The sequence below is a fragment of the Candidatus Nitrospira nitrosa genome, assembly GCF_001458735.1.
Taxonomy (GTDB): Bacteria; Nitrospirota; Nitrospiria; order Nitrospirales; family Nitrospiraceae; genus Nitrospira_D; species Nitrospira_D nitrosa.
Genome location: NZ_CZQA01000008.1, coordinates 99194 through 113480, shown reverse-complemented (window position 1 = coordinate 113480; position 14287 = coordinate 99194). Strand labels below are relative to the sequence as shown.

The 14287-nt window shown below is 53.9% G+C and carries 14 protein-coding genes; 13 read left to right on the top strand and 1 reads right to left on the bottom strand.

Features of this window, described 5'->3' with window-relative positions:
• The first annotated feature begins 55 nt into the window (after positions 1-55).
• The 12 genes from COMA1_RS09270 to cysE all read left to right on the top strand — a co-directional run bounded on the left by COMA1_RS09270 (position 56) and on the right by cysE (position 11929).
• A complete protein-coding gene (locus COMA1_RS09270; protein WP_090747327.1) occupies positions 56-955 on the top strand; it encodes a glycosyltransferase family 2 protein in 900 nt (299 codons plus the stop codon).
• Positions 948-1826, top strand: coding sequence for an NAD-dependent epimerase/dehydratase family protein (locus COMA1_RS09265; protein WP_090747324.1), 879 nt, complete (start codon positions 948-950; stop codon positions 1824-1826). The genes COMA1_RS09270 and COMA1_RS09265 overlap by 8 nt, the downstream gene beginning before the upstream one ends.
• Before the next feature lie 167 nt (positions 1827-1993).
• Positions 1994-2548, top strand: coding sequence for a KdsC family phosphatase (locus tag COMA1_RS09260; RefSeq protein WP_245630971.1), 555 nt, complete (start codon positions 1994-1996; stop codon positions 2546-2548).
• Between the two features lie 9 nt (positions 2549-2557).
• Positions 2558-4006: a mannose-1-phosphate guanylyltransferase/mannose-6-phosphate isomerase gene (locus COMA1_RS09255; protein ID WP_090747321.1), complete on the top strand. Its 1449-nt coding sequence runs from the start codon at positions 2558-2560 to the stop codon at positions 4004-4006.
• Between the two features lie 95 nt (positions 4007-4101).
• Complete coding sequence (locus COMA1_RS09250) at positions 4102-5502, top strand: phosphomannomutase/phosphoglucomutase (RefSeq protein ID WP_090747318.1); 1401 nt, start codon at positions 4102-4104, stop codon at positions 5500-5502.
• Entirely contained in the window at positions 5496-6335 is an 840-nt protein-coding gene (locus COMA1_RS09245) for a DUF3108 domain-containing protein (protein ID WP_176697964.1), read from the top strand. Before COMA1_RS09250 ends, COMA1_RS09245 begins: the two co-directional genes overlap by 7 nt.
• Before the next feature lie 50 nt (positions 6336-6385).
• On the top strand, positions 6386-7390 hold the full coding sequence (fbp, locus tag COMA1_RS09240; RefSeq protein ID WP_090747312.1) for a class 1 fructose-bisphosphatase: 1005 nt from the start codon (positions 6386-6388) through the stop codon (positions 7388-7390).
• Positions 7391-7432: 42 nt separating this feature from the next.
• Complete coding sequence (locus tag COMA1_RS09235; protein WP_090747309.1) at positions 7433-8356, top strand: class I fructose-bisphosphate aldolase; 924 nt, start codon at positions 7433-7435, stop codon at positions 8354-8356.
• A 28-nt stretch (positions 8357-8384) separates the two neighbouring features.
• Positions 8385-9947 (top strand): DegQ family serine endoprotease, encoded by a 1563-nt coding sequence (locus COMA1_RS09230; RefSeq protein ID WP_090747306.1) that lies wholly within the window; start codon positions 8385-8387, stop codon positions 9945-9947.
• An 81-nt stretch (positions 9948-10028) separates the two neighbouring features.
• The gene (ispD, locus tag COMA1_RS09225) at positions 10029-10760 is read left to right on the top strand and encodes a 2-C-methyl-D-erythritol 4-phosphate cytidylyltransferase (protein ID WP_090747304.1); all 732 of its coding nucleotides are present in this window, start codon (positions 10029-10031) and stop codon (positions 10758-10760) included.
• A gap of 12 nt (positions 10761-10772) precedes the next feature.
• Positions 10773-11258, top strand: coding sequence for a 2-C-methyl-D-erythritol 2,4-cyclodiphosphate synthase (gene ispF, locus COMA1_RS09220; RefSeq protein ID WP_090747300.1), 486 nt, complete (start codon positions 10773-10775; stop codon positions 11256-11258).
• 20 nt (positions 11259-11278) lie between these two features.
• Positions 11279-11929, top strand: coding sequence for a serine O-acetyltransferase (cysE, locus tag COMA1_RS09215; protein ID WP_090748821.1), 651 nt, complete (start codon positions 11279-11281; stop codon positions 11927-11929).
• Between the two features lie 75 nt (positions 11930-12004).
• On the opposite strand, the gene COMA1_RS09210 is transcribed toward cysE, so the two are convergent.
• The gene (locus COMA1_RS09210; protein ID WP_090747297.1) at positions 12005-12325 is read right to left on the bottom strand and encodes a PsiF family protein; all 321 of its coding nucleotides are present in this window, start codon (positions 12323-12325) and stop codon (positions 12005-12007) included.
• A 288-nt stretch (positions 12326-12613) separates the two neighbouring features.
• Between COMA1_RS09210 and aepX the strand changes: the two genes are divergently transcribed.
• The gene (aepX, locus tag COMA1_RS09205) at positions 12614-14248 is read left to right on the top strand and encodes a phosphoenolpyruvate mutase (protein WP_090747294.1); all 1635 of its coding nucleotides are present in this window, start codon (positions 12614-12616) and stop codon (positions 14246-14248) included.
• Positions 14249-14287 lie beyond the last annotated feature (39 nt).

Here is a 14287-nt window from a genome sequence, read left to right as displayed (position 1 = left end):
TGGCGGGTCATTCCCCGCATCACCATGCGGAGCAAGCAATCTTAAGACACGATCAATGTCCAATACCGTATCATTGATAACCGTAAATTATAATGCGGGTGACTTTCTTGGGGCCTGCGCCTCATCTGCCTTGAGTCAGGTGGATGAAGTGGTTGTGGTCGATAATGCTTCAAGCGACGATAGTTTAGCAAAGCTTGCAACAGCGTTTCCTGGTGATCAAAGGTTAAAGATTATTCGTAATCGAGAAAATCTTGGATTTGCAGCGGCTTGCAATATCGGGGCTGAACATTCCATTAGCAGTCGCCTGTTCTTTCTTAACCCCGATTGTATGCTGACACCGGACTCAGTGAAGCATCTGATGCGGGTGCTAGACGATAATCCAGATGTGGGAATGGTGGGTGCTTTACTAATGAATCCCGATGGATCGGAACAAGTGGGGGGGCGGCGGGCTATTCCCACGCCTTGGCGATCTCTTGTGCGAGCATTTGGGTTGTCTCGTTTGGCAGCTCGATGGCCACGCTTGTTTCTTGATTTTCACCTGCATAAGCAACCGTTGCCGATTCAGCCTATTGAGGTCGAGGCAATATCCGGTGCCTGTATGTTGGTTCGTCGTGAGGCGATGCGAGATGTCGGATCCTGGGATGAAGGCTATTTCCTGCACTGTGAAGATCTTGACTTGTGCATGGAGTTACGGCGCAAGGGGTGGAAAATCATGTTCGTGCCCGATGCGAGAGTCGTGCATGATCAAGGGGTGTGCAGCCGTTCTCGACCTATATTTGTCGAATGGCATAAGCATCGTGGGATGATGCGGTTTTATCGCAAGTTTTTTCAACATCAGTACCCAGGCCCATTGATGTGGCTGGTGGCGTTAGGCATCTGGCTGCGCTTTGGTATCATCGCCTCATATCACTTCGCATTGTCCACCTTGCGGTATCTTGGGATTCAACGTGGATGAATCGTCCAAGATCGGTGTGCTCGGGGCACAGAGTTTTGTCGGTGAATGCGCGATTCGGCAGCTGAGGGAAAGTGGCCGCCAGATCGTTGCCTTCTCCAGGTCTGCACATGCTGGCAACGCTGAGTCAACGGTGACGTGGTTGCAGCTCTCGCCTTCTGTGGTTGCCTCTCGTGAAGTTCCATCCATCACGGAATGGGTATGTGTCGCTCCGATTTGGGTGCTGCCGGAGTATTTTCCGCTCATAGGGTCGAGCGGTGCTCGTCGAGTGGTGGCCCTGTCATCGACGAGCCTTCTCGCAAAGAAGGCTTCGCCAGATGAGGACGAACAGGCGCTGGTGCGAGGACTGCAGGCCGGTGAGCAGGCGCTGCGTACGTGGGCAGAGGCTCACGGAGTTGAGTGGGTGATTTTACGCCCGACGTTGATCTATGGGTTTGGGCGGGACAAGAATGTGACGGAGATTGCCTGTTTTGCACATCGATGGGGATTTTTCCCGTTGTTGGGACAGGCTGATGGCTTGCGTCAGCCGGTGCATGTGGAGGATGTTGCAATGGCCTGCGTGTCAGCCCTCACGGTGCCTGTGGCTGGGAATCGGGCATATAATCTCTCAGGCGGCGAAACTTTGTCCTACCGGGAGATGGTCTGTCGAATCTTTGCCGCTATTGGTAAACGCCCGCAGGCCGTAACAATTCCCCGATGGCTCTTCCGTCTGGCGGTGACGGTACTTCGTCGGCTGCCGCGATACCGCAATTGGACGGCGGAAATGGCCGAACGCATGAACCGTGACTTGGTATTTGATCATGGCGATGCCGCACGAGACCTAGCTTTTTCACCAAGGCCTTTTCAGCTTTCACGGGGAGATGTGCCGACGTGATTGTTCCAGCTGAGGTCCTGGTCGGAGTTGTTCGCACGTATGAGGCCGAAGTCTCTGAACGAGCCTTATGTTACGCAGGATCGGTGGGCAGTGTTTTTGTTTTGCAATGTTCTGCCCGTCGGGTATGATAGGTTCAATAGAAGTCCACCTAAGCAGGCCTCTTCGATTTGGCGAGTAAACCCACAACAGGCAAGTCTTCAAGGCGGCGGCCGTCTCCCGACGTCCTCAAAGGGATTCGTCTTTTTGCTACCGATGTGGACGGAGTTCTCACCGATGCTGGTATGTACTATTCCGAGTCGGGCGACGAATGGAAAAAATTTAACACCCGCGATGGGATGGGAATCAAACTCTTGCAGAAGGCAGGGCTCATTACGGCCATTGTGACTCAAGAGCGAACGCGATTGGTGGCCAGGCGGGCGGAAAAGCTTGCCATCCCTGAGCTCCATCAGGGCGTGCTGGATAAGCTCTCGGTGATCCGAGAGATGGCTGCACGACACAGTCTCTCGCTTCAACAAGTGGCGTACATTGGTGACGACGTCAATGATATCGAAGCCTTGAAAGCGGTTGGATTTTCAGCAGCTCCTGCAGACGGCCTTCCCCAGGTGTTGAAGGTCGTCGATTACATCTGCCGGCAGAAGGGTGGCGAAGGGGCGGTACGAGAGCTTGTGGAGATGATTCTACTGTCTCGTGACAAGCTGAAACCCAGTAACCGTCGACGCTGAGGAGAACGTATGGAGACGACTAGCTCGCTATTCCCAGTGATTATGGCCGGAGGGAGCGGAACGAGATTTTGGCCATTGAGTCGCCACCTGTTCCCTAAGCAACTTCTGCGAATTGGCGGCGAATATACGTTGATTCAACAGACCATGCGGCGTGTGCTTGGCTGTGCTCCGGCAGCCAACGTCTTGATTTCGACCAACGCGGCACAGGCCGATCTTATTCGTGTGCAATTGGCCGATTGGAAAGAGGATCTTGCCGACGGGTTTGTGCTGGAACCGGAAGGCCGGAATACGGCCCCCGCTATTGCCTTGGCTGCGCTGGAAGCACAGCGGCGCGATCCTGACGCGATGATGTTGGTTGTTCCTGCCGATCACGTGGTCACCGGTCAGCGAGATTTCGAAGCGGCGGTTCAACTGGCCTGTCAATTAGCAGCAGCGGGCTTCTTGGTGACCTTCGGGATTAAGCCGATTCGCCCGGAAACCGGTTATGGATATATCAAGCCCAATGACAAGGTTGTGCTGGGGAAACGCGGGAAGTTGCGGGGTTTCTCGGTTCACCAATTTGTGGAAAAGCCTAACCTTGCTAAGGCGGTGCAGTATCTTAAGGCCGGCAACTATTATTGGAACAGCGGGATGTTTATCTGGAGGGCCGCGACGATTTTGGAAGAGATTCGTCGTCACCAGCCTGCCATTGCCAGAGCCATGGTTCGAATTCAGAAACTTCGGGTGAATCAAGCGCCGAAGTCAGACATTGAAGACCTCTATCGATCCATCAAACCGGTTTCCATCGACAATGGTGTGATGGAACGGTCGCCAAAGGCGGCTGTGATTCCGGTGGCGTTCAAATGGTCGGATGTCGGGAGCTGGGGAAGTTTGGATGAAGTGGCCTCGAGAGATAAGGCCGGGAATGTGACGACGGGGCGAGTGGTCGACCTAGAAAGTCGCCGTTCGATTGTCTATGCCGACAGGCGGGTTGTTGCGACGATCGGATTACAAGATATGGTCGTGGTGGATACGCCGGATGCGACGTTGGTCTGTCCGAAGTCGCGGGCGCAGGATGTGAAGAAAATTGTCGATATTCTGAAACAGCAGAAAGCACCCGAGCATCTCGAGCATCTGACGGTTCAGCGGCCATGGGGAACGTATACGGTGCTGGAAGAAGGTTCGGGGTTCAAGGTCAAGCGAGTCACCGTTAACCCGGGTGGGCGGCTCTCACTCCAAATGCATCATCAGCGCAGTGAACATTGGGTGGTGATCGCTGGAACTGCACGCGTGACCAGAGGGGAAGAAATTTTTGACTTGCAGGTCGGGCAGAGTACGGCGATTCCGGTGAAGACGCGGCATCGCCTGGAGAATCCAGGGCGTGAGACCGTGCATATCATCGAGGTACAGAATGGTCCGTATCTTGGCGAGGATGATATCGTCCGCTTCAAGGATGATTACGGCCGGACAAATCACTGACACTCGGAAGTTGGATCGCCCTCAAGGTGTCACCGCTACATCCAAAAACTTCGGACTTGATGACCTTCTGACTTGAACATTATCCTAGGAGGCCCATGGCACTCTTTCGCGAATATGACCTTCGGGGAATTGTCGGCACTGAACTGACAGAGGAGTTAGCTGAGCGGGTGGGGCTTGCGTACGCCACCTATGCAGGCAAACGAGGAGTCAAGACGATCAGTGTCGGCCGTGACGGTCGTCTCAGTTCCCCCGCGTTGCGGAAAGCGTTGCTTCACGGGCTGTTAGCCGGAGGGCTGGATGTCATTGATATCGGAATATGCTCTTCTCCGCTGGTGTATTTCTCGTTATTTACCCTTCCGGTCGGCGGAGGCATCATGATCACCGGGAGTCACAATGCGGCGGAGTACAATGGCTTTAAGATCTGTCTTGGGAAAACGGCGATCCATGGAGAAGAGATTCAAGAGCTTCGGCGAGTCATGGAACAGGGTGTGTTCAGCACGGGGAATGGGCATCTTTCTGAGCACCCCATTATTCCGGATTATCTGAAGTACATTGAGAAAAGTTTCCCGCACGTTAAGGCACAGAAACTCCACGTCGTGATCGATTGCGGGAACGGCGCGGCATCTCTTGTCGCCAAGCAAGCGCTTGAATTACTGGGGTGCAAGGTCACAGGACTCTATTGCGATCTGGACGGGCATTTTCCCAACCATCATCCGGATCCCACGGTGCTTGAGAATCTGTCCGATCTGATGCAAGCAGTGAAGGATCATCGAGCGGATGTGGGGATCGGCTACGATGGGGATGCAGACCGAATTGGCGCCGTTGATGAGCAGGGGAATGTGTTGTGGGGCGATCGCTTATTGGTGCTCTATGCGAGGGACATTCTTGCGCTCAAACCAGGAAGCACGATCATCTCCGAAGTGAAAGCGTCACAGAGCCTGTATGACGACATTGCCAAGCGGGGTGGGCGTGCCATCATGTGGAAGACCGGTCATTCGTTGATCAAATCGAAGATGAAGGAGGAGTCGGCCGTCTTAGCTGGTGAAATGTCGGGGCACATGTTTTTTGCGGATCGGTATTTTGGGTATGACGATGCCGTGTATGCGTCCTGTCGACTTGTGGAAATCTTGGCGAAAGCTCAGCAGCCGCTTTCAGCGTTAGTGTCTGATCTGCCCCAGTCGGTCGTCACGCCTGAGATCCGAGTGGATCTTCCAGACACGATCAAGTTTGATGTGGTGGAGCGGGTTCGTAACAAATTCACGGAATACCTGAAGACCAAACAGGGGCTTGGCCCGAAGAAACTGGCACTGAGAAATCTGATCACGATCGACGGGGTCCGTGCGATATTCGATGATGGATGGGGCCTCATCAGGGCGTCCAATACTCAACCGGCCTTAGTGCTGAGATTTGAAGCGACCTCTTCCGACCAACTCAATGCCATTCGAGTGCTCATCGAAGAGGAGCTGAGGGAGGCCAAACGATCGTTTGCGTGCTGAAATCCCTCTCTACGTGGATTAGTCTTGCTCGTCTCCGTACCAGCATCGGTTGTCCTGCCGCTATAGGGGCCGTTTTGTTGACTCTCTTGGTTCCCCTTGAGACAACTGCCGCCGAAGGATTGGGTGAACCAGCGCGTCCCTTCATCGTTGGAGAACGGCTGACCTACGAGGTTTCCTGGCTCAATCTGACTGCTGCCATCGCCGTGATGGAGGTGGTTTCTACGGAAGAGAGAGGGAGTACCTCCTCCACCGCCAAGTTGATTGGGACGGCGCAGTCCACGCCAATCATCACGAAGTTCTTTCCGGTGGACAATCGAGTGGAGTCGGAACTGGATTTGGACACGCTCACGCCGGGGCATCTGACCTTTCGTCGGCGCGAAGGAAAAAAGAAAGAAGATATCGAATACACGTTTCACCAAAAGGAAGGAACGGTTACCGCCGTCAGAGGGGGAACGACCGAATCACTGTCCATTCCAACCGGGACTCACGACATCATATCCTGTCTCTATTATACACGTGCGATGTTGCCACCCAAGCCGGGAGCCTCACTCAAGATGAATGTGTATCATGATAAGAAAAACCGGCCGGTTGAGGTCCGGGTGGAAGGAATCGAGACCCTTGAAGGGGGCTGGGGAAGGGTGGAGACGGTACGAGTGCGAGTGATTATGCCGTTTCACGGTCTTTTCATGAATAAAGGGGATATTCATGTCTGGGTCACCAATGATGAACGAAAGACTCCGGTTCGGATGAAAGCGAAAGTCGTGCTTGGGGCCATTGTCGCCGACCTCGTTGATGGTTGGTCCAGAGTCGGCAGTGTGAAGCCGGGGTCTTGAACAGGAGGTTGTTGTTCACGCAGGATAAACCCGTTATACTGAGCCGCAGGATGAGACAATTTCCCACCACATTGAGTCAGTTTATCATTCGGAGTCAGGCATCGTATCCAGGTGCGACTGGAGAGTTTTCCAGTCTGTTAACCCAAATCGGCCTGGTCGGTAAACTGATTTCTCAAGATCTTCGGCGTGCAGGGTTGATCAATATCCTTGGGACGACCGGTGAGACCAATGTCCAGGGAGAGACCGTCAAGAAGCTGGATGCCATCGCGAACGACGACTTCGTCAAGGTCTTTCAAGCTAGCGAACATGTCTGCGCTCTGGCCTCGGAAGAAATGGAAAATCCGCTCTCGCTGCCGAATAATTGGCCGCATGGCAAGTATATGCTGCTCTTCGATCCCCTGGACGGATCGTCCAATACGGACAACAACATGCCGCTCGGGGCCATTTTTTCCGTGCTCAAGTACGGCCGAACGGATCGATTACCGACAGAAGCCGATTTGATCCGCCGAGGAACTGAACAAGTTGCAGCTGGCTATCTCCTGTATGGGTCGAGCACGATGTTGGTGTACACCGTTGGACAAGGCGTCTATGGATTTACCTTGGATCCTGATATCGGTGAGTATTTATTGTCGCACGAGCGAATGAGGATTCCTGAAAAGGGCAAGGTCTATGCCGCCAATGAAGGGAATTATAACAAGTGGCCTGATGGAATAAGAAAGTATTTGGATTCGCTTAAAGTCACTGATAAGGCGACGGGGCGCCCCTACAGTGCGCGGTATTCCGGATGTTTGGTGGCCGATGTGCACCGCCTGTTGCTTGGAGGGGGAATCTATCTCTATCCAGGGGAAGTCGATAGGCCTGAAGGGAAGCTGCGACTGCTCTACGAGGCGAATCCACTGGCGTGGGTCGTTGAGCAGGCTGGGGGGAAGGCCTCAACCGGCACGACGAGAATTTTGGACGTTGAAGCTAAAAAATTACACCAGCGCGTGTCGCTGATCATCGGGAGTCGTCTCGATGTCGAGCAGGCTGAGGCGTACATTCATGGGAAAGCCTAATCACGCATCATTTTGACCTGTGGGAGCTGTCTGGAGGGAATTATGGGAGATCGGGTTCAAGAGATTCTCAGTTGGTATGGTAGCGACAATGCCGGAACAAAGACGAATATCGCCCGCATGCTGCGTTCCGGGAAATTGGCTGGGACCGGCAAGCTAGTCATTCTCCCGGTGGATCAAGGATTTGAGCATGGTCCGGCTCGGAGTTTTGCACCGAATCCATCCGGATACAACCCCCACTATCACTTTCAACTCGCCATCGATGCTGGTTGCAATGCCTATGCGGCACCGCTCGGGTTTTTGGAAGCAGGAGCGAGTGAGTTTGCGGGGCAGATTCCCCTCATTCTCAAGCTCAATAATCATGATGTGTTGCATGACGACAAGGATCCGCTGCCGTCTGTCACAGGCAGTGTGAACGATGCTCTTCGGTTAGGGTGTTCGGCCGTCGGTTTCACGATCTATCCCGGGTCCGCCCATTGCAGCGCGATGTACGAGCAACTGCAAGCCATTGCAGAAGAGGCCAAGGCCAGTGGCCTGGCTGTCGTGGTGTGGTCTTATCCGCGAGGGTCAGCACTGAGTAAGGAAGGTGAGACGGCGATGGATGTCGTGGCCTATGCGGCACAGATCGCGGCACAACTAGGTGCACACATTATCAAGGTGAAGTTACCGACTGCACATTTGGAACAGGCGGCGGCGAAGAAAGTGTACGAGTCCACGCAAGTTCCAATCAAGACGCTGGCGGAGCGGGTTAAGCATGTGGTGCAGAGTTCATTCGACGGGCGTCGGATCGTGATCTTCTCCGGTGGAGCCAAGAGCGAAGATAAGAATGTATTCGAAGAGGCTCGAGGGATTCGGGATGGGGGAGGGTTTGGCAGCATCATCGGTCGAAACTCGTTCCAACGGCCTAAAGCAGAGGCCATTAAATTTCTCCAGACGATCATGGGAATTTACAGCGGCGCGATTCAGTGAGTGTTCCCACGGTTACGGATAAAATCGAATGAATACTATGAATCAATTCGAGTCCAGTCCCAAGCCCCCACAGGGAAAGAAAAGCTGGGTTGTGACAGCGGCGTTGTTGACGGCTGGGATCATCATTGGGTTTGTCATAGCCTCAGACCTTGGATGGTTATCAAATGGTCATGCCGTGCCTGATTCATCGTCTATTGCGCCTCCACCGCCTCCTGTCGTCAGACCGGTCTCGACGGCTCCGCAGCCCATCCTGGGCGGGGGCAACCAAACATTCGTGGACATTGCCAAGTCGGTGAAGCCGGCGGTGGTCAACATCTATGCGACGAAGAGTGGGCGTGGGGAAGGGTCTGGTGCCACCCCGTTCGACGATCCGCTATTTCGAAAGTTTTTCGGTGACGAGTTTTTTCGGAAGTTCGAACATCCCAAGGAGAAGAAAGAGCGAGGATTAGGGTCTGGCGTGATTGTCGAGTCGAGCGGGTTGATCATTACGAATAACCATGTCGTCGGCAAGGCGGATGAGATCCGCGTGACCCTTTCGGACAAACGTGAGTTTAAAGCTAAGTTGATCGGCACCGACCCGAAGACGGATGTGGCGGTCGTGAAGATCGAAGCCACGGGGCTTCCGAGCGTCCCGTGGGCCGATTCGGACAAGTTAGAAGTGGGAGAGTTCGTCCTGGCCGTCGGCAATCCATTCGGACTCACACAGACTGTCACGCTGGGGATCGTCAGTGCACTTGGACGAGCTGCTGGTATTGCTGAGTATGAGGATTTCATCCAGACCGATGCCGCGATCAATCCTGGAAACTCCGGGGGAGCCCTGGTGAATGTCCGGGGTGAACTGGTAGGGATCAATACGGCCATATTCAGTCAGAGCGGCGGCAATATGGGGATCGGATTTGCCGTGCCGAGCAATATGGCTCAGTCGATTATGGGGCAACTTGTACAGACCGGGAAAGTTGTACGTGGGTGGTTGGGAGTCTCGATCCAGGAGTTGACGCCGGAATTGGCGTCGCAGTTTGGAATTACTGAAACGAAGGGTGTGCTCGTCAGTGATGTCATGGATGACAGTCCGGCCAAGAAAGCCGGTTTCGAGCGAGCCGATGTCATTGTTGAGTATGACGGGAAGCCGATGGATTCGCCGACGCATTTGCGTAATGCCGTGGCACAGACACCGGTTGGGAAAAAGGTAGTCGTCAAGATTATCAGGGACAAGAAGGCCAAGACCATCGACCTCACCATCGTCGAGCAGCCAAAGTCGATGTCGCAAAGCAGCGAAGAAGATGGGGGAGATTCAGCGACGCCGACGGGAATACTGTCCAGCCTTGACGTACGTGACCTGAACGAAGAGTTGGCCAGTCGCTATGGATTGAAGTCGAGCGAGCGTGGAGCGGTGATCGTTCGAGTGAAGCCAGGCAGTACAGCTGAAGAATTAGGTGTGCGTGAAGGTGATATCGTGCTTGAGGTGAACCGTCAAACGGTCACCTCAGTGAAGGTGTTTGAACGGATTGCCAACAAGCTGCCAAAAGATCAAGCGGTGCTGCTGTTGCTCAAACGGCAGGGGCGGACGATTTATCTTACGCTTCGTCCATGATCTGCGCAGGTTCAGATGATCTATCTGCTCTATCTCGTGGGTTTGGTTGCATGATGCCACCCGCATGAACCGGCAAACCAGATGGACCAGACAGACCCGCTTTCTCGTCAGACCCAGTTAGCCGTGGCCATTGTTCCTGCCGCCGGACGCGGCCTTCGTATGGGTGGCGCCGTTCCCAAGCAGTTTTTGGCTTTGGGCGGTGAACCCTTGGTCGTGCACTCGCTTCGGGTACTTCAGCGCTCTCCTGTCATCGATCAAATCATCTTGGCTGTGCCGCAGGCCGATCTCGATTATTGTCTGAATGATCTTGCCGTACGATTTGGATTTTCAAAAATCAGACGGGTGGTGGCCGGTGGAAAGGAGCGGCAGGATTCAGTTCGACATGCGCTGGAACATGTGCCGGAGGACACGCAGCTTGTGGTAGTGCATGATGCGGTACGCCCGTTTCTGACGGAGCATATGGTGAGTGAGGTGGTTGACGCGGCGCGCCGAGAAGGAGGAGCGATCATCGCATTGCCGATGCGTGATACCGTCAAGCAGGTTGGAATAGAGCATCGGATTGAACGGACGATTGATAGGAAACCCCTCTGGCTGGCTCAGACGCCGCAGGCCTTCAGACGCGATTGGTTGTTGAACGCCCATCGCAAAGCCCATGCGGAAGGAGTGCATGCCACCGATGACGCATTCCTGTTCGAGTGGGCTGGGCACCCGGTTGTGGTGGTGGAAGGGAGTGGAGAGAATATCAAGGTGACACGGCCTGAAGATATGGTGATCGGTGAGGCCATCTTCGCTTCTCGTCAGTTGGGGGATTAGGAAAGGGACAAGATGAGCAAGGGATTCCGTATCGGATATGGGTATGATGTCCATCCATTGGGACCTGGGCGCAAGCTGATTCTTGGCGGTGTTGAAATCCCTCATGGCAAAGGCCTGCTCGGTCATTCTGATTCCGATGTGCTGGTCCATGCCATCTGCGATGCCTTATTGGGAGCAATGGGAGAGGGAGATCTGGGGCGGCATTACCCCAGTTCTGATCTCAGGTACAAAGGCATCTCGAGCCTCAAGTTATTGGAAGACGTGATGTCAAAGCTGACAACGAAAGGCTATCGAGTAGGAAATATTGATACGGTGATTGTGGCTCAAGCGCCAAGGCTCGGACCGCATCTCTCGACGATGCAGGAGTCTATCGCCGCAGCTGCCGGTGTTGCTCCTGGACTAGTGAATGTGAAGGTGAAGAGCGGAGAAGGATTAGACGCAGTAGGGCATGAGGAGGGGATGATCGCCCACGCAGTCTGTTTGATCGAGCCGGCCTAGTGCCGTCGGATGTACCGCCGATGTTGACGCACATCAAACAGGACCTTCAGGCGGTCTTTGATCGAGATCCGGCAGCGACCAGTAAGCTGGAGGTCATTCTCACGTACGCAGGCTTTCATGCCTTGCTCGCCTATCGTATTTCTCACCGGCTCAGGTCCATCGGCGTTCCTTTCTTGCCACGAGCGATTTCTCAGTTGGCTCGTTGGCTCACCGGCGTTGAGATCCATCCTTCCGCCAAGATCGGGACGGGGTTTTTCATCGACCATGGCATGGGCGTGGTGATCGGGGAAACGGCAGAAATTGGTGACTATGTGACGCTCTTTCAAGGGGTCACGCTGGGAGGAACAGGAAAAGAACGTGGTAAGCGGCATCCGACGCTTGGTAATCATGTAGTGGTGGGTGCAGGGGCCAAGATCCTTGGGGGGATTACGATCGGAGACAATGTTAAGATTGGAGCCAATTCGGTTGTCTTGAAGAATGTTGCGGCCAATTCAACGGTGATCGGTGTTCCAGGCCGCGTCATCAAATCCCAGGGCGAGCGCTTGCCCGATGCCACAATGGATCAAGTTGATCTCCCGGACCCCATCAGTGACCGCTTCATCGCATTAGAGCAGGAATTGATTGAGCTTCGGAAGAAGCTCGAAAATCACGGTGAACCGCGCCGCCAATAGAAGATTGTACAGTCAGTTTGTATGTTGGATGGAGTCAGCTCGGCGCGGCATGATGCCGCGCCGGGTAACTCCAGCTTATGCAGATAGGCAGTCGCTCATGAACTTCTTCCGCTCGTCGCCCTTCAGTTGTTTATCGCCGGCTTCCTTATTGCACGTCTTCATTTTATTCTGCTGAGTCTCCTTGCCGCCTCCACCTTTCCCCGATTTGGCGGAAAGGCATTCCTTCATAAACGCCTTCCGTTCATCGCCTTTTCCCTCGCCAAACCCTTTCACGTTTGCCTGTTCGTTGCAGGCCTTCATTTTGTTCTGTTGCTCAGGTGCAGCCAGAGCAAACGGAGTCACCCCAAGGGTGAGCGCAAAGAATGTCAGAGCGAGGGGGCATAGAACTCTCCGCATGTTGGATCTCCTTATGTAGAATAAGAGGTGAGGTGCTCAACTGGCGTGTATCATAGCAAAGAAATACCTACGTGTCATGGGGGGGAGTATCGGCAAGGTGAGCCTCACACGTAATATGTTGGAGCGTAATCCCGTACGTGATGCCAGGGATTATTGGTGATGTGACCAGAGGGGAGAAAGATGATTTCTCTTTGAGAAAAGGATATGCTGTCCGACCAAAAACCACAGTATAGTTCTACCCCTGCAGTCTGTCGCAGATTGCTTTGACGATAAGCGGAAAGGTCGGTTATGAGCTCAACCCCAGGTGTCACACCAGCGCATCAGTTTCGAAAGCTTCTCTTGTCGGACCAGTTGGAATTTATTTGTGAAGCGCACAACGGTCTCAGTGCAAAAATCGTTCAAGAGGCAGGCTTCAAAGGTATTTGGGCCAGTGGTCTCTCGATCTCGGCTCAATTTGGGGTTCGTGATAACAATGAAGCCAGCTGGACTCAGGTTTTGGACAATCTGGAGTTCATGTCCGATGCGACCACGGTTCCTATCCTGCTCGATGGTGATACGGGATACGGCAATTTCAATAACATGCAGCGGCTGGTTCGTAAACTGGAGCAGCGGCGTATTGCTGCCGTATGTATCGAAGACAAGTTGTTCCCCAAGACGAATAGTTTTATCAAGGGGGATGCACAACCGATGGCGGACATGCAGGAGTTTTGCGGCAAGATCAAAGCGGGGAAAGACGCACAAACTGACGCTGACTTTTGCATTATCGCCAGAGTGGAAGCCTTCATCTGCGGCTGGGGGCTGGCGGAGGCGCTTCGCCGAGCCGAGGCGTATCGTCAGGCCGGAGCAGACGGGATTCTCATCCATAGCGCGCTGTCGGTGCCTGATGAAATCCTGTCGTTCAAGCAGGAGTGGGGGAATCGAGGCCCCGTCGTGATTGTGCCGACGAAGTATTATGCGACCCCGACCGAGGTGTTTCGACAGCATGGATTTTCGATCGTCATTTGGGCCAATCACCTGCTCCGGGCCGCCGTCACGGCCATGCAGAAAACAGCCGCGACGTTGAAAGAACAGGAGCATCTACTCTCTATTGAGGACAAAGTGGCTCCTGTTGCCGAGATCTTTCGCTTGCAGAATGCGGCGGAATTGCAGGATGCCGAAGACCGGTACCTTCCTCGAGGAGCAGAAAACACCGGGGCCATCGTCTTGGCAGCTTCGCGTGGCGAGGAACTCCGGGAATTGACTGAGCATCAGCCGAAGACGATGGTCAAGATTCAGGGGACACCGATTCTCGCCCATATCGTGGACGCCTACAACGCTGTAGGGATTAAGGACATTACGGTCGTCCGTGGGTATAAGAAGGAATCGGTCAATCTGCCCAACCTGAGGTATTTGGATAACGATGACTTTGCCGACACCGGTGAGTTGGATTCACTACGGAAGGCCTTCAGCATGCTGAAAAGCCCATCGAAGGACTTGATCATTTCTTATGGAGATGTACTGTTCAATAAATACATCCCGCAAGCGCTCTGTCAGGAGAACGAGGATTTTGTGATCTTCGTGGATAGCGATTGGCAGAACCAAAGCAGTTATGTGCGCCTCGGTGGGTTTGTCGAATGCTCCTTGCCGAATTCGAAGAAGGCGTTTAATGCCAAAGTCTATTTGAAGCAGCTTGGGAATACGGTCAAGAGAGAGCAGACCCATGGAGTCTGGATGGGGTTTCTGAAAGTTTCCCCGGCCGGGGCGACCCAGCTTCAGGCCCTCCTTTCGACGATGATGACCGATCCTGCGAATCGCAAGGCCGGAATCCCTCATCTCTTGCAGGAACTGTTAAAGCGACAACTGCCAATTCGTGTGTTGTATACCGTGGGGCACTGGCTCGATATCAACAGTCTCGATGATCTGGTTCAGGCGGGGAACTTCTGATCCTTCGTCTCTCTGGGACCTCGCGTGGTGCAGGTCGAA

Excerpts from the sequence above, each read along its gene's own strand:
- COMA1_RS09270 (WP_090747327.1), top strand. The coding sequence starts at position 56 with ATGTCCAATACCGTATCATTGATAACCGTAAATTATAATGCGGGTGAC.
- COMA1_RS09255 (WP_090747321.1), top strand. The coding sequence starts at position 2,558 with ATGGAGACGACTAGCTCGCTATTCCCAGTGATTATGGCCGGAGGGAGC.
- COMA1_RS09250 (WP_090747318.1), top strand. The coding sequence starts at position 4,102 with ATGGCACTCTTTCGCGAATATGACCTTCGGGGAATTGTCGGCACTGAA.
- fbp (WP_090747312.1), top strand. The coding sequence starts at position 6,386 with ATGAGACAATTTCCCACCACATTGAGTCAGTTTATCATTCGGAGTCAG.
- COMA1_RS09235 (WP_090747309.1), top strand. The coding sequence starts at position 7,433 with ATGGGAGATCGGGTTCAAGAGATTCTCAGTTGGTATGGTAGCGACAAT.
- COMA1_RS09230 (WP_090747306.1), top strand. The coding sequence starts at position 8,385 with ATGAATACTATGAATCAATTCGAGTCCAGTCCCAAGCCCCCACAGGGA.
- ispD (WP_090747304.1), top strand. The coding sequence starts at position 10,029 with ATGGACCAGACAGACCCGCTTTCTCGTCAGACCCAGTTAGCCGTGGCC.
- ispF (WP_090747300.1), top strand. The coding sequence starts at position 10,773 with ATGAGCAAGGGATTCCGTATCGGATATGGGTATGATGTCCATCCATTG.
- cysE (WP_090748821.1), top strand. The coding sequence starts at position 11,279 with ATGTTGACGCACATCAAACAGGACCTTCAGGCGGTCTTTGATCGAGAT.
- COMA1_RS09210 (WP_090747297.1), bottom strand. The coding sequence starts at position 12,325 with ATGCGGAGAGTTCTATGCCCCCTCGCTCTGACATTCTTTGCGCTCACC.
- aepX (WP_090747294.1), top strand. The coding sequence starts at position 12,614 with ATGAGCTCAACCCCAGGTGTCACACCAGCGCATCAGTTTCGAAAGCTT.